The sequence below is a fragment of the Xanthomonas sp. MLO165 genome, assembly GCF_018831305.1.
Lineage (GTDB): Bacteria > Pseudomonadota > Gammaproteobacteria > Xanthomonadales > Xanthomonadaceae > Xanthomonas > Xanthomonas arboricola.
In genome coordinates this window covers 2640955-2659799 of sequence record NZ_CP029263.1, presented here as the reverse complement: position 1 = coordinate 2659799, position 18845 = coordinate 2640955, and the positions used below count along the sequence as shown (strand labels likewise).

Annotated in this window: 16 protein-coding genes and 1 tRNA gene; 12 read left to right on the top strand and 5 right to left on the bottom strand. The window is 66.9% G+C overall.

The annotated features are described in order from the left end of the window. Positions 1-54 precede the first annotated feature (54 nt). The 10 genes from DGN21_RS11220 (at position 55) to DGN21_RS11175 (ending at position 10808) form a co-directional block, all read left to right on the top strand. On the top strand, positions 55-1155 hold the full coding sequence (locus DGN21_RS11220) for an acetylornithine deacetylase (protein WP_126966083.1): 1101 nt from the start codon (positions 55-57) through the stop codon (positions 1153-1155). 49 nt (positions 1156-1204) lie between these two features. Continuing rightward, positions 1205-2548: an acetylglutamate kinase gene (locus DGN21_RS11215; protein ID WP_024940003.1), complete on the top strand. Its 1344-nt coding sequence runs from the start codon at positions 1205-1207 to the stop codon at positions 2546-2548. 5 nt (positions 2549-2553) lie between these two features. Next, the gene (locus DGN21_RS11210) at positions 2554-3165 is read left to right on the top strand and encodes a GNAT family N-acetyltransferase (protein WP_046343010.1); all 612 of its coding nucleotides are present in this window, start codon (positions 2554-2556) and stop codon (positions 3163-3165) included. Continuing rightward, on the top strand, positions 3162-4112 hold the full coding sequence (argC, locus tag DGN21_RS11205) for an N-acetyl-gamma-glutamyl-phosphate reductase (protein WP_046343008.1): 951 nt from the start codon (positions 3162-3164) through the stop codon (positions 4110-4112). The genes DGN21_RS11210 and argC overlap by 4 nt, the downstream gene beginning before the upstream one ends. 176 nt (positions 4113-4288) lie before the next feature. Then, on the top strand, positions 4289-5584 hold the full coding sequence (locus tag DGN21_RS11200; RefSeq protein ID WP_046343005.1) for an argininosuccinate lyase: 1296 nt from the start codon (positions 4289-4291) through the stop codon (positions 5582-5584). Further along, positions 5584-5937 (top strand): cupin domain-containing protein, encoded by a 354-nt coding sequence (locus DGN21_RS11195; RefSeq protein ID WP_039521854.1) that lies wholly within the window; start codon positions 5584-5586, stop codon positions 5935-5937. Before DGN21_RS11200 ends, DGN21_RS11195 begins: the two co-directional genes overlap by 1 nt. Continuing rightward, a complete protein-coding gene (locus DGN21_RS11190) occupies positions 5937-6197 on the top strand; it encodes a YciI family protein (RefSeq protein ID WP_126966084.1) in 261 nt (86 codons plus the stop codon). Before DGN21_RS11195 ends, DGN21_RS11190 begins: the two co-directional genes overlap by 1 nt. Before the next feature lie 13 nt (positions 6198-6210). Further along, entirely contained in the window at positions 6211-7365 is a 1155-nt protein-coding gene (gene proB / locus DGN21_RS11185; RefSeq protein ID WP_126966085.1) for a glutamate 5-kinase, read from the top strand. 157 nt (positions 7366-7522) lie between these two features. Next, positions 7523-8767, top strand: a complete 1245-nt coding sequence (locus DGN21_RS11180) for a glutamate-5-semialdehyde dehydrogenase (protein WP_126966086.1) — start codon at positions 7523-7525, stop codon at positions 8765-8767. A 127-nt stretch (positions 8768-8894) separates the two neighbouring features. Further along, complete coding sequence (locus DGN21_RS11175; RefSeq protein ID WP_054591568.1) at positions 8895-10808, top strand: CocE/NonD family hydrolase; 1914 nt, start codon at positions 8895-8897, stop codon at positions 10806-10808. On the opposite strand, the gene DGN21_RS11170 is transcribed toward DGN21_RS11175, so the two are convergent. From DGN21_RS11170 to DGN21_RS11150, 5 genes are all read right to left on the bottom strand, one after another. Beyond that, entirely contained in the window at positions 10789-12015 is a 1227-nt protein-coding gene (locus tag DGN21_RS11170) for an MFS transporter (protein WP_039516030.1), read from the bottom strand. The genes DGN21_RS11175 and DGN21_RS11170 overlap by 20 nt on opposite strands. Positions 12016-12138: 123 nt before the next feature. Then, positions 12139-12215, bottom strand: a tRNA-Pro gene (locus DGN21_RS11165). A 60-nt stretch (positions 12216-12275) separates the two neighbouring features. Then, positions 12276-12386 (bottom strand): cytochrome bd-I oxidase subunit CydX, encoded by a 111-nt coding sequence (cydX, locus tag DGN21_RS11160; RefSeq protein WP_024939993.1) that lies wholly within the window; start codon positions 12384-12386, stop codon positions 12276-12278. A gap of 92 nt (positions 12387-12478) precedes the next feature. Beyond that, positions 12479-13630: a cytochrome d ubiquinol oxidase subunit II gene (gene cydB, locus DGN21_RS11155; protein ID WP_126966087.1), complete on the bottom strand. Its 1152-nt coding sequence runs from the start codon at positions 13628-13630 to the stop codon at positions 12479-12481. A 16-nt stretch (positions 13631-13646) separates the two neighbouring features. After that, complete coding sequence (locus tag DGN21_RS11150; protein WP_126966088.1) at positions 13647-15269, bottom strand: cytochrome ubiquinol oxidase subunit I; 1623 nt, start codon at positions 15267-15269, stop codon at positions 13647-13649. Positions 15270-15417: 148 nt separating this feature from the next. On the opposite strand from DGN21_RS11150, the gene cydD reads away from it, so the two are divergent. Continuing rightward, positions 15418-17163 (top strand): thiol reductant ABC exporter subunit CydD, encoded by a 1746-nt coding sequence (cydD, locus tag DGN21_RS11145; RefSeq protein WP_184551139.1) that lies wholly within the window; start codon positions 15418-15420, stop codon positions 17161-17163. Further along, complete coding sequence (gene cydC, locus DGN21_RS11140) at positions 17160-18836, top strand: thiol reductant ABC exporter subunit CydC (protein WP_184551141.1); 1677 nt, start codon at positions 17160-17162, stop codon at positions 18834-18836. Before cydD ends, cydC begins: the two co-directional genes overlap by 4 nt. Positions 18837-18845 lie beyond the last annotated feature (9 nt).

The following is an 18845-nucleotide window of genomic DNA, read 5'->3' as shown; positions in this document are numbered from 1 at the left end:
CGGTGCAGTTGTGACTTCTGTTAGCCGCCACTTCGGACCATTGATCAAACCGACATGACCGATCTACTTGCCTCCACCCTCGAACACCTGGAACAGCTGGTGTCCTTCGACACCCGCAATCCGCCGCGGGCGATCGCTGCCGAGGGCGGCATCTTCGATTATCTGCGCGCGCAGCTGCCCGGTTTCCAGGTCGAGGTGATCGACCACGGTGCCGGTGCGGTCAGCCTGTATGCGGTGCGCGGCACGCCCAGCTACCTGTTCAACGTGCATCTGGACACGGTGCCGGATTCGCCGCACTGGAGCGCCGATCCGCACGTGATGCGGCGTACCGACGATCGCGTGATCGGCCTGGGCGTCTGCGACATCAAGGGTGCGGCAGCGGCGCTGGTGGCGGCAGCCAATGCCGGGCAGGGCGATGCGGCCTTCCTGTTTTCCTCCGACGAGGAAGCCAACGACCCGCGCTGCATCGCCGCGTTCCTGGCGCGCGGTGTGCCGTATGAGGCGGTGCTGGTCGCCGAGCCGACCATGAGCGAGGCGGTGCTGGCGCATCGCGGCATCAGCTCGGTGCTGATGCAGTTTGCCGGGCGTGCCGGGCATGCCTCGGGCAAGCAGGATCCATCCGCCAGTGCGTTGCATCAGGCGATGCGCTGGGGCGGCAGGGCGCTGGACCATGTCGAGTCGCTGGCGCATGCGCGTTTCGGCGGCCTGACCGGCCTGCGCTTCAACATCGGTCGGGTCGAGGGCGGCATCAAGGCCAACATGATCGCGCCGGCGGCCGAGCTGCGTTTCGGCTTTCGTCCGCTGCCGTCGATGGACGTGGACGGTTTGCTGGCGACGTTTGCCGGATTTGCCGATCCACACGCGGCGTATTTCGAAGAAACCTTCCGCGGCCCCAGCCTGCCGTCCGGCGACATCGCACGGGCCGAGGAACGCCGCCTGGCCGCCCGCGATGTGGCCGATGCGCTGGACCTGCCGATCGGCAATGCAGTGGATTTCTGGACCGAGGCCTCGCTGTTTTCGGCCGGCGGTTACACCGCCCTGGTCTATGGCCCCGGCGATATCGCCCAGGCGCACACCGCCGACGAGTTCGTGACGCTTGCGCAGCTGCAGCGTTACGCCGAGTCGGTACATCGCATCATCAACGGCTCAAACTGAAGCCGCGTTCCGCGCCCAGGCGCGGCCATCCCTCTCTTCGATCACGGCAATGTCCCTCTCCGCACAGCCCCACAAACAGACCCGCCAGACCATCGTGCGCCTGCTTTCGAGCATGGCCAGCGCCAAGGAAATCAGCCAGTACCTCAAGCGTTTCTCGCAGCTGGATGCCAAACGCTTTGCGGTGGTCAAGGTGGGCGGCGCGGTGCTGCGCGACGACCTGGACGCGCTGACCTCGTCGCTGTCGTTCCTGCAGGAAGTGGGGCTGACCCCGATCGTGCTGCATGGCGCCGGCCCGCAGCTGGATGCCGAACTGTCGGCGGCCGGTATCGAGAAGCGCACCGTCAACGGCTTGCGGGTGACCTCGCCGGAAGCGCTGGCGATCGTGCGCAAGGTGTTCCAGGCCTCCAACCTCAAGCTGGTCGAGGCGCTGCAGCAGAACGGCGCGCGTGCGACCTCGATCACCGGCGGCGTATTCGAAGCGCAGTATCTGGACCGCGACACCTACGGCCTGGTCGGTGAGGTCAAGGCGGTCAACCTGGCGCCGATCGAAGCCAGCCTGCAGGCCGGCTCGATTCCGGTGATCACCAGCCTAGGCGAGACGCCGAGCGGGCAGATCCTCAACGTCAACGCGGATTTTGCCGCCAACGAACTGGTGCAAGAGCTGCAGCCGTACAAGATCATCTTCCTCACCGGCACCGGCGGTCTGCTGGATGCCGATGGCAAGGTGATCGACTCGATCAACCTGTCCACCGAGTTCGACCATCTGATGCAGCAGCCGTGGATCAACGGTGGCATGCGGGTGAAGATCGAACAGATCAAGGATCTGCTCGATCGCCTGCCGCTGGAGTCGTCGGTGTCGATCACCCGGCCGGCCGATCTGGCCAAGGAACTGTTCACCCACAAGGGCTCGGGCACGCTGGTGCGGCGCGGCGAGCGCGTGCTGCGCGCGACCTCCTGGGACGAACTGGACCTGCCGCGGCTCAGGACGCTGATCGAATCCAGTTTCGGCCGTACGCTGGTGCCCGATTACTTCAGCAACACCAGGTTGCTGCGCGCCTATGTCAGCGAGAACTACCGCGCCGCGGTGATCCTCACCGACGAAGGCATGCTGGGTGCAAGCGCGCTGATCTACCTGGACAAGTTCGCCGTGCTCGACGACGCCCAGGGCGAAGGCCTGGGCCGTGCAGTGTGGAACGTGATGCGCGAGGAAACCCCGCAACTGTTCTGGCGTTCGCGTCACAACAACCAGGTCAACATCTTCTACTACGCCGAGTCCGACGGCTGCATCAAGCAGGAGAAGTGGAAGGTGTTCTGGTACGGGCTGGAGAACTTCGAGCAGATCCAGCACTGCGTGGCGCATTGCGCGACGCGTCAGCCGACGCTGCTGGGCTGAGTACGATGGCGCCCGTCGCATTGCCAGCGCTTTGGCGCGAGCTGCCCACGCTACGCGGGCAACACGCAACACTGGAACCATTGCGGGCTGCGCACGCCGATGGTTTGCGCGCTGCGCTGGGCGATGGGGCCTTGTCGCGGCTGTGGTACACCGGCGTGCCGGCACCGGCGCAGGTGGACGACTACGTGGGCGCGGCCTTGGATGCGCAAGCCGACGGGCGGGTGCTGCCTTACGTGGTATGCGATGCGGCCGGCGAGGTCGTCGGCTGCACACGCTATTACGGGCTGGATGCGACAGTGCCCAAGCTGTCGATCGGCTACACCTGGTACGCGCCGCGCGTGCAGCGCAGCGGCGTCAATACCGACACCAAGCGGATGCTGCTGCAGCACGCCTTCGAGACGCTGGGCTGCCTGAGCGTGGTGTTCGAGACCAGTTGGTTCAATCACACCTCGCGCGCGGCGATTGCGCGGCTCGGTGCAAAGCAGGACGGCGTGCTGCGCAATTACACCCGTCACCCTGACGGCACGCCGCGCGACACCGTGGTGTTCTCCATCATCGATACGGAATGGGCTGGGGTCAAACGCCACCTGCAGTTCCGCCTGGAAGCAAACGCATGACTGTTCAAACAACGACCATCGGCATCGTCGGGGCCCGCGGGCATACCGGATCGGAATTGATCAAGCTGGTGGTGGCACACCCGCATCTGCAGCTGCTGTTCGTGTCCTCGCGCGAGCTGGCCGGGCAACCGGTGGCCGAGCACAACGCGGCGTATCGCGGCGAGCTGCGCTACGAGAGCCTGGATGCCGATGCGGTGGCCGCCAAGGCCGCCGACGTGGTGATCCTGGCATTGCCCAACGGCAAGGCCGAGCCCTTCGTCGCGGCGATCGACTCGGCCAGGCCGCAGACGCTGCTGATCGATCTGTCGGCCGATTACCGCTTCGATCCGGCCTGGTATTACGGGCTGCCGGAGCTGACGCGCGGCAGCTACGCCGGGCAGCGACGCATCAGCAATCCGGGCTGCTATGCCACCGCGATGCAGCTGACGATCGCGCCCTTGCTCGACCAACTGGCCGGCCCGCCGCAGTGTTTCGGCGTGTCCGGGTATTCCGGCGCGGGCACCACGCCGTCGGACAAGAACAACCCCGAGTTGCTGGCCGATAACCTGATGCCGTATGCGCTGACCAACCACATGCACGAGCGCGAAGTCTCTGCGCAGCTCGGCGTGCCGGTAGAGTTCATGCCGCATGTGGCGCCACATTTCCGTGGCATCACCATGACCGTCAACCTGTGGCTGCAGCAAGCGCTGACGCGCGAGCAGGTCCAGGCGCGCTACACGCAGCGTTACGCCGACGAGCCGTTGATCGAGATCGTCGATGAAGCGCCGTGGGTCAGCCGCATCGCCGGCAGGCATGGCGTACAGATCGGCGGCGTGACGCTGGCGCCGGGCAACAAGCGCGTGGTGGTGGTGGCAACGCTGGACAACCTGCTCAAGGGCGCGGCGACGCAGGCGATGCAGAATCTCAACCTGGCGTTGGGCTGGGACGAATTGACTGCGATTGGCTGATGATGCGAGTCCCTCGCAAGAGCCCACACATCCTTGTGCGGGGATTTAAAGATGCGAGTCCCTCGCGACAGCCCGCACCTCCGTGTGCGGGGATTTAAAGATGCGAGTCCCTCGCAACAGCCCGCACCTCCGTGTGCGGGGATTTAAGCTGACAATTTATTTCGAGACGCTTTCCGATGACCAATCTGTTGTGGCAAAAACCCGGCGTGGCGGTGGACGCCAAGATCCAGAGCTTCCTGGCCGGCGACGACGTCATCCTGGACCGCGAGTTCTTCCTGTACGACATCGCTGCCAGCAAGGCGCATGCGCAGGGACTGCAGCACATCGGCATCCTGTCGCTGCAGGAGCTGGGCGGACTGAGCGAGCAGCTCGACCTGCTGGCGGCCGATTTCCGCAGTGGCGCGTTCGTGCTGGACGAGCGCTACGAGGATTGCCACTCGGCGATCGAGGCGCGCCTGACCGAACGGCTGGGCGATGCCGGCCGCAAGATCCACACCGGGCGCAGCCGTAACGACCAGATCCTGGTCGCCACGCGTCTGTGGTTGAAGGACAAGCTGCAACGCGTGGCCGAGCTCGGCGCGGAAATCGCCAAGGTGGCGCTGGACCGCGCGCATGCCGAAGCCGCGTTGCCAGTGCCGGGCTATACGCATATCCAGCGTGCGGTAGTGTCCTCGGCCGGCATGTGGTGGGCGGGCTGGGCCGAGGCCTTTATCGACAACGCGGTGCGTGCGGCCGATACCTTGCGCCTGGTGGACAGCAATCCGCTCGGTACTGCGGCCGGCTACGGCGTCAACCTGCCGCTGGACCGTGCACACACCACTGCCGAGCTGGGCTTTGCACGGCTGCAGGTGTCGCCGATCTATGCGCAGCTCTCGCGTGGCAAGTACGAACTGGCCGCGCTCGAGGCGCTTGGCAGCGCAACGCTGGACCTGCGCCGGATCGCCTGGGATCTGTCGTTGTTCACCAGCGGCGAGTTCGCCTTCGTCGCGTTGCCGGCGCAATACACCACCGGCAGCTCGATCATGCCGAACAAGCGTAACCCCGACGTGATCGAACTGATGCGTGCCACCCACGCCAGCGTGGCCGCCGCGCGGACCGAGATCGAACAGCTGCTGTCGCTGCCATCGGGCTATCACCGCGACCTGCAGAGCAGCAAGGGCGCCATCGTGCACGGCTTCGGGCGTGGCCTGGCGGCACTGGAACTGCTGCCGGCCCTGCTGGCCAATCTGGAATGGCGTCCGGACAAGCTGCGTGCGGCGATCGATTCGGGCATGTACGCCACCGACGTGGCGGTGGAAGCGGCGGTTGCCGGCGTGCCGTTCCGCGAGGCCTACAAGGCGGCCGCGGAATCGGCCGACACCGCAGGGCAGGGGCGCACGCCGGAAGGCAGCCTGGCCGCCCGCGTCTCGCCAGGCGCCGCCGCAGATCTGCAGCTGGACGTCCTGCGTGCCCGCTGGCAGGCGCTGGTCTGATGGCCGTGATCAGCACCGACACCGCCGAGCATTACCCCTGGGGCGAAGCCAGCGACGGCTGGCACCTGTTGCGCGACCCCAACCTGAGCGTGCTCGAAGAGCACATGCCGCCCGGCGCGGCCGAGCTGCGTCACCGGCATAGCCGCGCACGGCATTTCTTCTATGTGCTGGCCGGCGAGGTGATGCTGCAGCTGGATGGTGAGCAGCACGTGCTCGGGGTCGGGCAGGGTCTGCATGTGCCGCCCGGTTCCACCCATCAGATGCACAACCTGTCCGAGATGGAAGCGCGCTTTCTGGTGATTTCCACGCCGTTCGGCCGTAGCGAGGCAACACCCGACAAGGAGGCAGGCTGATGGCGACACGCTATCTGGTGCTGGCGATGCGCAAGCCGGATTTTCCGGCCGATGTGGTGCAGCCGCACCGTGCATTTCTCGACACGCTGCGGGCGGCCGGGCAGCTGGAACTGACCGGCGGCTTCAGCGATGGCAGCGGTGGCGCATACGTATTGATCAACGTCGCCAGCCTGGAAGACGCACAGCAGATCGTCGCGCGCGACCCATTGGCGCTGCGCAATGCCTCCACGCTGACCGTCCATGAGTGGAACACGCACTGAGCAGGTTGTCGCCATGAGCACGCCGATCGCCACTGCTGCGTCATTTACCGAGCAGGCGCTGCCGCCGTGGCGACGCGCAGTGCTCAAGGTCGGCAGCAGCCTGCTCGCCGCCGATGGCGGTGGCCTATCGCCGCGTTTTGCGCTGGGGCTGGCGCAGTTCGTCTCGGCCAACCTGATGGCCGGGCGCGAGCTGGTGATCGTGTCGTCGGGTGCGGTGGCCGCCGGCCGCGCGATCCTGCCGAAGGCTGCCGAGGCCGGTGCGCCGATCGCCGCGCGCCAGGCGCTGGCTGCGCTGGGGCAGGCACAGTTGATCGCGCTCTGGCAGCGCTTTTTCGAGCGCCCGGTGGCGCAGGTGTTGCTCACCCACGACGACCTGCGTAACCGCCGCCGCTATCTCAACGCACGCGCCACCATGGGCGAGTTGTTGCGGCTGGGCGCGTTGCCGGTGATCAACGAAAACGACACCGTGTCGGTGGACGAGCTCAAGCTGGGCGACAACGACAACCTGGCCGCGATCGTCGCCGCCTTGGTCGATGCCGATGGCTTGTTCATCGCCACCGATATCGACGGGTTGTACAGCGCCGACCCGCGCAGCAATCCGCTGGCGCGGCCGCTCGACGAGGTGACCGAACTCACCGCCGAGGTGCTGGCGATGGCCGGCGGCAGCGGCAGCAGCGTGGGCACCGGCGGCATGCGCACCAAGCTGGAAGCCGCCGCAAAGGCCGGCGCGGCCGGCATCGAAACCTATCTGTTCAACGGCCGCAATGGCGATGTGGTGCGTGCCCTGGCGCAGGATCGCCTGCACGGCACGCGTATCCACGCCGCACGCACGCGCATCGCCGCCCGCAAGTACTGGCTGCGGCATGCGCCGGTGGAAGCGGGCGCGATCCTGATCGATGCCGGTGCCGCCGCCGCACTGACCGACAAGGGCGCCTCGCTGCTGCCGGGCGGCGTGGCCGGTGCGCGGGGCGACTTCCGGCGTGGCGACATGGTGGAGATCCACCTGCGCGACGACGCCGGCGAGCGCTGCCTGGCACGCGGCGTCAGCCAGTATTCGGCGGTGGATATCCGCCGCATCGCCCGCCGCCACTCGCGCGAGATCGAGCCCGTGCTCGGTTACAGCTACGGCGAGAATGTGGTGCATCGCGATGATTTGGTGCTTTTGTAGCGGGGATTGGGAGTCGGGATTGGGGATTTGCAAACGCGTATGCACCGCGTCTGCCCAACGTTGCCTCCGTGTCCCGACGACTGATTCCCTGTGGTGATAAAACGGTATTGCCGCTTTTGCCAATCCCCAATCCCGACTCCCCAATCCCGGCCCTCCAATGACCATCAAAACCCTAGCCCTGCAATGCCGTGATGCCGCGCAAGTGCTGTCGCAACTGTCCGCGTCTGCCAAGCAGGCCTTGCTGGAGGCGATGGCGGCCGCGCTGGAACAGGATGCGGCGGTGATCCTGGCGGCGAATGCGCGCGATCTGGAGGCGGCGCGTGAGAAGGGGGTTGGTGCTGCGATGCTCGATCGTCTGGCGCTGGACACAAAGCGCCTGGACGGCATCGCCGCCGCGCTGCGCGAGGTGGCGCAGCTGCCCGATCCGGTCGGGCAGGTCACGCGCGAGGACGTTCGCCCCAATGGCATCGTCGTGCAGAAGGTGCGCGTGCCGCTGGGGGTGATCGCGATGATCTACGAAGCGCGCCCGAATGTGACCGCCGATGCGGCAGCACTGTGCATCAAGGCCGGCAATGGCGTGATCCTGCGTGGCGGCTCGGAAGCAATCCACTCCAACACCGCGATTGCGCGCGCCCTGCAGCGCGCCCTGCGCGAGGCCGGCGTGCCGGAGGCGGCGTTGACCCTGGTCGAGGATCTGCGCCGCGAGACCATGCTGGAGCTGCTGCAACTCAGCGACATCGTCGATCTGGCGATTCCGCGTGGCGGCGAAGGGCTGATCCGCTTCGTCGCCGAGCATGCGCGCGTGCCGGTGATCAAGCATTACAAGGGCGTGTGCCATCTGTTCGTGGATGCATCGGCGGACGTGGACCTGGCGGTGCGTCTATTGGTCGATGGCAAGGCCAGCCGGCCGTCGGCCTGCAATGCGCTGGAGACCTTGCTGGTGCATGCCGATATCGCGGCGCGCTTTCTGCCGCTGGCCGCGCAAGCCCTGCGCGAGCGCAAGGTGGAGCTGCGTGGCGATGCGGCCACGCGCGCACTGTTGCCCGACGTCGCAGCTGCCAGCGACGACGACTACGCCGCCGAATTCCTCGACCTGATCCTGGCCATCCGCGTGGTGCCGGATCTGGACACCGCGCTGGCGCATATCCGCCAGTACGGCTCGGACCACACCGAGGTGATCGCCACCCAGGACGCCGCCAACGCGGAGAACTTCGTGCAGTCGCTGCGCTCGGCGGTGGTGATGGTCAACGCCTCCTCGCGTTTCTCCGATGGCGGCGAGCTTGGCCTGGGCGCGGAGATCGGCATCTCCACCACGCGCCTGCATTCCTACGGCCCGATGGGCCTGGAGGCGCTGACCGTGGAGCGCTTCGTGGTGCGGGGCCAGGGCCAGATACGGCACTGATCGGCGATACGCAGGCCAGCCACCCGGCAATCACGACCTACCCGGCAACCACGACCTTTGACACTCCCCCGGCAGGCCGCGCTCTGCCTACAGTCGACGACTGCCCCCGCACGTTCCGGAGTCGTCGATGCGCCGTTTTGCCGCCTGCCTGCTCGCCACCGCCATTGCCGCCGCCACCGGCAGCGCGCTGGCGCAAACCTCGCCGATGACGCCGGACATCACCGGCAAGCCGTTCGTGGCAGGTGATGCCGCCAACGACTACATCAAGCGCGAGGTGATGATTCCGATGCGCGACGGGGTCAAGCTGCATACGGTGATCGTGCTGCCCAAGGGCGCGCGCAATGCGCCGATGGTGCTGACGCGCACGCCGTACAACGCCAGCGGCCGCACCGAGCGCATGGCCTCACCGCATATGAAGGACCTGCTCGCACAGGGCGACGACGTGTTCGTGGAAGGCGGCTATATCCGCGTGATCCAGGACGTGCGCGGCAAGTACGGCTCCGAAGGCGATTACGTGATGACCCGGCCGCTGCGTGGTGCGCTCAATCCCAGCGAGGTCGACCATGCCACCGATGCCTGGGACACCATCGACTGGCTGGTGAAAAACGTCAAGGAATCCAACGGCAAGGTTGGCATGATCGGCTCGTCCTACGAAGGCTTCACCGTGGTGATGGCGTTGACCAACCCGCACCCGGCGCTCAAGGTCGCGGTACCGGAAAGCCCGATGATCGACGGCTGGATGGGCGACGACTGGTTCAACTACGGCGCGTTCCGCCAGGTCAACTTCGACTATTTCACCGGCCAGCTCACCCAGCGCGGCAAGGGCAGCGGCATCGCGCGCCAGGGCCATGACGACTACAGCAACCTGCTGCGCGCCGGCTCGGCCGGCGATTTCGCCAGGGCCGCCGGCCTGGAACAGCTGCCGTGGTGGCACAAGCTCACCGAACACGCCGCCTACGATACGTTCTGGCAGGAGCAGGCGCTGGACAAGGTGATGGCGCGCACCCCGCTCAAGGTGCCGACCATGTGGTTGCAGGGGCTGTGGGACCAGGAGGACATGTGGGGTGCCATCCATAGCTACGCGGCGATGGAGCCACGCGACCGCAGCAATACGCTCAACTACCTGGTGATGGGGCCGTGGCGGCACAGCCAGGTCAACTACGACGGCAGCGCGTTGGGCGCATTGAATTTCGACGGTGATACCGCGCGCCAGTTCCGCCACGACGTGCTGCGCCCGTTCTTCGATCAATACCTGGTCGATGGCGCGCCCAAGGCGAGCACGCCACCGGTGTTCATCTACAACACCGGAGAGAATCACTGGGACCGCCTGCAGGCTTGGCCGCGCAGCTGCGCCAAGGGCTGTGCGTCGAGCAGCAAACCGCTGTACCTGCAGGCCGGCGGCAAGCTGTCGTTCCAGCAGCCGGCGGCGGGGCAGCCGGGTTTCGAGGAATACGTGGCCGACCCGGCCAAGCCGGTACCGTTCGTGCCGCGCCCGGTGGACTTCGGTGATCGCAGCATGTGGACCACCTGGCTGGTGCAGGACCAGCGCTTCGTCGACGGCCGCCCGGACGTGCTGACCTTCGTCACCGAGCCGCTGACCGAACCCCTGCAGATCGCCGGTGCACCGGAAGTGCATCTGCAGGCCTCCACCAGCGGCAGCGACAGCGACTGGGTGGTGAAACTGATCGACGTGTATCCGGACGAGATGGCGTCCAGTCCCAAGATGGGCGGCTACGAGTTGCCGGTGTCGCTGGCGATCTTCCGCGGCCGCTATCGCGAGAGTTTCAGCACGCCCAAGCCGCTGGCATCCAATCAGCCGCTGGCGTTCCAGTTCGGCCTGCCGACCGCCAACCACACCTTCCAGCCGGGCCACCGGGTGATGGTGCAGGTGCAGTCCAGCCTGTTTCCGCTGTACGACCGCAATCCGCAGACCTACGTGGACAACATCTTCTTCGCCAAGCCCGGCGATTATCGAAAGGCCACCCAGCGCGTCTATGTGAGCCCCGAGCAGCCCAGCTACATCAGTCTGCCGGTACGTTGACCGCGCGGGCGCCGCGTGGCGGCGGCGCCCAGACGTCTTCCAGCAACTGCGGACGGCAGGCCACCCAGGCGGCGGCCAGCTGCACCAGGATGCAGATCACCAGGAAGACGAACGGCGAGGTCCAGCCGCCGTGGTGCGCATGCAGCCAGCCGAACAGGAATGGCCCGAGGCAGCTCACCGCATAGCCCATGCCCTGCGAGAACCCGGACAGGGCCGCCGAACCGGCTGCGGTGCGGCTGCGTTGATTGACCAGCACCAATGCCAGCGGGAACGTGCTCGGCCCCAGGCCGAGCAGGGTCACCCACAGGATCGGCGCAGCCAGCGGCGCCCACCACAGCCCGGCAAACGCGACCAGGTGGCAGGCCGCGCACAGCAGCACGATCGGAAACGGGTTGCGCATGCGCACCGCCAGCGCCGGCATGGTCAAGGCGCCGACCATGCCCAGTGCCGCGAACAGCGCCACCATGGTGCCGCCGAACGCGGGCGAGGCGCCGGCTTCGCGCAGCAGCGTCGGCAACCAGGTGAACATCGAATAGGTGACCAGCGAGGTCATGCCGAAGGTCACCGCCATGCTCCAGCCCAGGGCGGTGCGTGCCACGCGGCCCTCGGCCTCGGGCGTGGGTGTGACCGGTGCCGGCCCGGTCGCGCGGATGCGGCGGTGGCTGGTGTGCACCATGGCCCAGGCCGCCAATGCCAGCAGTGCCGGCAACACCCACACCACCATCGAGCTGCGCCAGCCCAGCGCATCGGCCACCGGTACCGCCAGCAGTGCCGGCAGCAGGGTGCCGACCTGCAGCACGGTGATGTAGAGCGTGCTGACGCCGCCGACGCGATCGCCGAAATAGCGCTTCACCAGCGGCGGCAACACCACATTGCCCATGCCCATGCCGGCCAGTGCCACCAGCGAACCGATCAGCAGTCCGGCAGTGCCCGGCAGCAGCGGGCGCAGCACCAGGCCGACAGTGGCCAATGCCATCGATAGCAGCGCCGTGCGCAGCAGGCCGAAGCGGCGCAGCAAGGCCGGTGTGGCCACACCGGTCAGTGCGAATGCAGCCGTCGGCAACATGCCGAGCGCACCCATCGTGGGCGCGCCGAATGCGTACTCGTCGGCAATGCGTTCCAGCAGCGGCGTCAACGACGTCACCGCGGTACGCAAGTTGAAGGCGGACAACAAAATGGCAGCCAGCACCAAGCCGCGACCACGCAACCGGGCGGACGGGGAGGCAGCGGCAATGACAACAGACATGACAGACCATCCGCACTGCGCGCATGCATGCGCCAGCGCCTGAAAACACAAAACCGGCACAAGGCCGGTTTTGTGTTTTGAAACTGGTCGGGGAGACAGGATTCGAACCTGCGACCTCTACGTCCCGAACGTAGCGCTCTACCAGACTGAGCTACACCCCGAAGGAGCCGCGTATGTTACATAGGGAATGCGGAATCGGCAAGCATCTAGCGAAAATAATTTTACTGATGCGGTTGGCCACGCTCCGGCTCGCGTGCTTCGAACCACATGCCGTTGAGCACGGCCGCCAGTGCGGCCAGACCGGTGCCGAGGATCCAGGCGAAGTACCACATTGTCGTTCTCCTTGAGTCGTTGAAACAGGTGCGAGGTTGAGGCCTGCTGCGAGCGCGATGCAGCTGTGCATCGCAACGCGCAGCGGGCATGCTCAATAGGCGTTTGGATTGGCCGAGAGTTCGTCGGTAGTGACCTTGCCCTTGAGCACGCGATAGACCCAGCTTGTGTAGGCCAGCACGATCGGCATGAACAGCGTGGTCGCCAGCAGCATGATCCACAGCGTCAGGCGGCTGCTGGAGGCATCCCACAGCGTCAGGCTTGCGCTCGGTGCGGTGGACGAGGGCAACAGGAACGGGAACAACGCAAAGCCGACGGTAAAGACGATGCCGACGATGGCGCAACCCGAGGCGATGAACGCCAGGCCGCCGCGACGCACACGCAACAGCAGCGCATTCATCGCCAGCCCGACCAGGCCGATCAGCGGTGCCATCAATGTGGCCGGCATGCTGCTGTAGTTGTGCAGCCAGCCGCCGGCCGCGGTGAGTGCGGCGGTCTTGCCGAGCGGATTGGTCGGCGCATCGGTGGCCAGGAGCGAAGTCACTGCATAGCCCGGCAGACCCAGCGCCACCCATGCACCGGCGGCGGCAAACAGCGCCACCGCGCAGAGCGCGGCGATGCTGCCGAAACGCGCCGCACGCTCGGCCACCGGTCCGTCGGTCTTGAGTACCAGCATCGCCGCGCCGTGCGCCATCAACATCGCCACGCTGAGCAGGCCGGCGAGCAGCGCGAACGGCGTCAGCAGCCCGAACAGATTGCCGGTGTAGAAAATGCGCATGCTGGCGTCGAAGTGGAACGGCACGCCGAGCAGCACATTGCCGACCGCCACGCCCATGATCAGCGCCGGAATGCAGCCGCCGACGAACAACGCCCAGTCCCAGTTGCTGCGCCAGCGCTGGTCGGCCAGCTTGCCGCGGAACTTGAACCCGACCGGGCGCAGGATCAGTGCGAACAGGATCAGGAACATCGCCAGATAGAACCCGGAAAAACTCACCGCATACAACGGCGGGAATGCGGCGAAGATCGCGCCGCCGCCCAGGATCAACCAGACCTGGCTGCCTTCCCAGACCGGGCCGATGGTGTTGATCACCAGCCGGCGTTCGGCATCGTTGCGGGCCACCAGCGGCAGCAGGGTGCTGACGCCCAGATCGAAGCCGCCCATCACCGCGTAGCCGGACAGCAATACGCCGAGCAACAGCCACCAGATCACGCGCAATGTGGTGTAGTCGAGCAAGATGAAATCCATGGTTGTCTCTCCTGGCTTACGGTGCGCCGCCGGCCAGCGCGCCGGTGCTCAATGGGGCGTCGGGTGAGGACGCGTGGGGCGAGCTGCCGTGCGGCGACGGGGGGCGTTGGCTCGGTGGAAATAGCGCATCCGGGCCCTTGCGGATGGTCTTCAGCGACAGCTTGATCGCGATCACCAACAGCGTGGTGTACAGCGCGGTGAAGCCGACCAGGGTCAACACGATTTCGTACAGATCCAGTCCCGAGGCGGCATAGAAGGTCGGCAGCACGCCTTCCACCGCCCACGGCTGGCGGCCGTACTCGGCCACGAACCAGCCGCACTCGATCGCGATCCACGGCAGCGGCAGGCTCCACAGCGCCAGGGTCAGGAACCAGCGTTTTTCCTGGAAGTTGTGCTTGCAGGCGAACCAGAACGCGATGGCGAAGAAGGCGATCAGGTAGATGCCGATGGCGGCCATGATGCGGAAGGTCCAGAACAGCGGCAGCACCCGCGGCACGGTGTCCATCGCGGCCTGGGCGATCTGCTGCGGCGTGGCATTGCCGATATCGTCGCGATAGCGCTTGAGCAGCAGGCCGTGGCCCAGATCCTGCCAATGTGCCTCGAAGACCTTGCGTGCTTCGGCATCGTCCTTGTTGGCGCGGATGCGTTGCAGCGCGCCGTAGGCGATCTGGCCGCCGCGGATGCGATGTTCGGCACGGCCGACCAGCTCCAGGATGCCGGGGATCGGCTGGTCCAGCGAACGTGTGGCGATCAAGCCCATCAGGTATGGAATCTTGACCGCGTAGTCGTTGCGATGGGTCTGCTGGTTGGGAATGCCGAATGCGGTGAAGTCGGCCGGCGCGGCCTCGGTTTCCCACATCGCCTCGATCGCCGCCAGCTTCATCTTCTGGTGTTCGTTGGCGGCGTAGCCGCTCTCGTCGCCGAGCACCACCACCGACAGCGAGGACAACAGGCCGAACGCGGCAGCCACTGCGAACGAACGCCGCGCCATCTCCACATGGGTGCCGCGCAGCAGATAGAACGCGCTGATCGCCATCACGAACACCGCGCCGAGCACGTAGCCGGCGCTGACGGTGTGCACGAACTTGGCCTGTGCCACCGGGTTGAACAGCACCGCCATGAAATCGACCACTTCCATGCGCATGGTGTCGGGGTTGAACACCGCGCCGGTCGGGTTCTGCATCCAGCCGTTGGCGATCAGGATCCACAGTGCCGAGAAGTTGCTGCCCAGCGCCACCAGCCAAGTGGTGGCCAGATGCTGCACCTTGCTCAGCCGGTTCCAGCCGAGAAAGAACAGGCCCAGGAAGGTCGCTTCCAGAAAGAACGCCATCAGGCCTTCGATCGCCAGCGGCGCACCGAAGATGTCGCCGACGTAATGGCTGTAGTACGACCAGTTCATGCCGAACTCGAATTCCATCACGATGCCGGTGCCCACGCCCATGGCGAAGTTGATGCCGAACAGCACGCCCCAGAACATGGTCATGCGCCGCCAGATGTCCTTGCCGGTCATCACATAGACGCTTTCCATGATGCCGAGCAGAAACGACAGGCCCATGGTCAGCGGCGGAAAGATGAAGTGGTACATCGCGGTGACTGCGAACTGCAGCCGCGACAGTTCAACAACTGTCGAGTCGATCATGGCGGGTGGGCCTGGTTGGGTGTCGATGAAGGAATGCAGCCGATCATCTGCGCTTGCCGCGACACGCGCGTTGATCCAGATCAATGCCGAGGCGGGCGGGTGCGGCACAATGCGCAGCCCGTAGCGGGAAGTGGCGACTTACAATCGCTTGCAACACGATGTCTTCCTTGAGAGCGATGTGAGCCAGCCCAGCGTGCGAGCCAGCGAAACGCCAGCCCAGCGCCGTCAACGCGGCCAATGGCTGGATGCATTGGCGGCCCCGGCCACGCGTGCGCGGCGCCTGGCCGGCGTGGCGGTGGCGGTGTCGGGCGTGCTGCTGCTGGCGCAGGCGGCGGCGATCGCGTGGTTGCTGCAGGCCGTGCTGGTGCAGCATCTGGCGCTGGCGCAATTGCGCGACGTGGGGGCGGGGCTGGTCTGTGCGCTGGTCGGGCGCGCGCTGCTCAATGCCTGGGCGCAGTCGCTGACCGGCGAGGTAGCCGATGTGGCCAGGCGCGAACTGCGTGCCCGCATCGCGCGCCGCCTGGTGCAGCACGGGCCGGTGTGGCTGCGCCGGCAGCGCAGCGGCGAACTGGGCGAATTGAGCCTGGCGCACACCGATGCGCTGGAGGGCTACTTCGTCGGCTACCAGCTCGCACGCATCGAGATGCTGCTGGTGCCGCCGCTGATCCTGGTCGCGGTGTTTTCGGTCGACTGGGTGGTGGGCCTGGTGCTGCTGCTGACCGCACCGCTGATTCCGTTCTTCATGATGCTGGTGGGCTGGGGCGCCGAAGCCGCCGGGCGCGACCAGCTGAGCGAACTGGCACGCATGGGCGGGCATTTTGCCGATCGCCTCAAGGGCCTGGGCCTGCTGCGCGTGTATGGCCGCGGCGAGGTCGAGTTGAGCGGCATTGCCGCCGCGGCCGAAGGCGTGCGCGAGCGCTCGCTCAAGGTGCTGCGCATCGCCTTCCTGTCGTCCACGGTGCTGGAATTCTTCGCCTCGGTGAGCGTGGCGATCGTGGCGCTGTACTTCGGCCTGACCTATCTGGGCATGCTGGATCTGCACGGCTTGCCGACGCTGGGCGCGGGCATGTTCTGCCTGCTGCTGGCGCCGGAATTCTTTGCGCCGTTGCGGCGGCTGGCGGCGCATTACCACGACCGTGCCAATGCGCTGGCGGCGGTGGCCGAAGCCGAGCGCCTGCTGGAAGGCTTCGCGCCGCCATCGGCAGCGCTACCGGTGACGGTGCCTGCCTTGCGCGCACTGGAACCGGCGCAGGCACACGCCCCGCTGCTGCAGGCGTGCGATCTCGCGCTACGGCCGCCGGGCGCACCGCACACGGTGGTCGCGCATTTTTCGCTGACCTTGCAGCCCGGGCAGCGTGTGGCGGTGATCGGTGCCAGCGGCAGCGGCAAGAGCACCTTGCTGGAGGGCCTGGCCGGCTGGCTGGCGCCGGAGGCCGGCAGCGTGGTGCTGCGGCCGGGGACCCGCATCGGCTATGCCACGCAGCGGCCGTATCTGTTTCACGGCAGCATCGCCGACAACCTGCGCCTGGCCGATCCGCAGGCCGGCGCTGCGCGCCTGCACGCGGTGGCCGATGCTGCGCAGGTGCTGCGCTTTGCCGCGCAGCTGCCTGCGGGCCTGGACACGCAGATCGGCGAGCGCGGCTTCGGCTTGTCCGGTGGCGAGGCACGGCGCGTGGCCCTGGCGCGGCTGTTGCTGCGCGAGCCGGACCTGTTGCTGCTGGACGAACCCACTGCCTTTCTCGATCCGGACACCGAAGCGGAGTTGCTGCGCACCCTGGGTGTGTTCGCACGCGGCCGCGCGGTGGTGCTGGCCACGCACAGCGCCGCGGTGATGCGCTGGGCCGACACGGTGATCGACCTGCGCGGCGCCACCGTCGCAGCGGAGCTGCCATGAACGGCACACAGCCCGACCGTCTGCGCGATGTGTTTCGCCGGCATGCCTGGCGCCTGCTGCTGTCGGCGCTGTTGGTCCTTGTCACCATGCTGGCCGGCGTGGGCTTGCTCGGCCTGTCCGGCAGTTTCCTGACCGCCGCTGCTTTGGCCGGTGTCGCCGGCATGGGCAGCGGCTTCAATTTCTTTTCGCCCTCGGCCGGCATTCGCGCGCTGACCTTCGCGCGTATCGTCTCGCGTTATGGCGAAAAATTGATCGGCCACGATGCCACGCTGCGCATCGCCCGCGACCTGCGCGTGTGGTTCTTCCGCCGCGCGTTGCCGCTGGCGCCGGGCCGCCTGTCGGCCACGCGCACCGGCGATCTGCTGGCGCGGCTGATGTCCGACATCGGCGAGGTCGATGGCGTGAGCGTGCGCGCGCTGGCGCCGTTGAGCGCATTGCTCGGCATCTGGGTGGCCGGCGTGGCGGCAGCGGTGCTGATCTATCCGCCGGCTGGCGTGTTGCTGGTGGTGCTGGGCGTGGTCATCGGCGGTGTGGTGCCGTGGCAGGTGGCGCGCGGCGGTGCGCAGCGCGAACAGCTGCGCGCCCGGCAACGCACCGCCTTGCGCACGCAGGCGTTCGAGGGCCTGGAAGGTGCGGCCGATCTCGCTGCGGTGGATGCGCAAGGTGCCTGGCTGCATCAGGTCGATGCAACGGCGGCGGCGGTGGTCGATGGCGATCGCCTGCAGCGCCGTCGCCTGATCGGCGGCAACCTGCTGCATGCGGTCTGCGGCGGTATCGGTCTGGCCGGCATGTTGTGGCTTGGGTTGAGCGCGGCAGAACGTGGATTTATTGCTGCGGAAATGGCGGCTGGGCTAGTGTTCCTGACCATGGCATTGCTGGAGGTCTGGGCCGGCGCCGGGCTCGCCTTGCAGGCGCTGCAGAGCGCGCGCGTTGCGGCCAGGCGCTTGCAGTCCATCGTCGATCAGGCGCCGTCGGTCGTCGATCCGTCGCAGCCAGTGGATGCGCCACGCAGCGGCACGCTGCGCCTGCAACAGGTCAGTTTTGCGTGGCCGGGCAGTGGACGCCCGCTGCTGCAGGCGCTCGATCTGAGCCTGGCGCCTGGCGAGCGCATCGCCATCAGCGGTGACAGCGGCAGCGGCAAGAGCAGCTTGTCCGCAGTGCTGTTGCGGCTGTGGGACCCGCAGGCCGGGCAGGTGAGCTACGCCGATATCGACCTGCGCCACTTCGCGCAGGCGCAATGGCATCAACGCATCGCCTGGCTGCCGCAGAATGCCCCGGTGTTTGCCGGCACGGTGCGCGACAACCTGCGCATCGGCGATGCCGGCGCAGGCGATGCGGCCATGTGGAACGCGCTGGACCAGGTGCGCCTGCGCGCCTGGGCCACCGCGCAGAACGGTCTGGACACCTGGGTCGGCGAAAACGGCGCCACGCTCTCGGCCGGCCAGGCGCGCCGGCTGGCGCTGGCGCGCGCCTTGCTGCGCGAGGCGCCGATCCTGCTGCTGGACGAACCCACCGACGGCCTGGATGTGGATACCGCACACGCCTTGCTGCTGGATCTAGCTGCCGCGCTGGGCGAGCGCAGCCTTGTGATGATCACCCACGACAGCGTGCCCGATGGCGTGGTGCAGCGACGTTATCGCCTGCGGGCCGGTGCGCTGGAGCCGTTGGCCTGAGGATGCTGT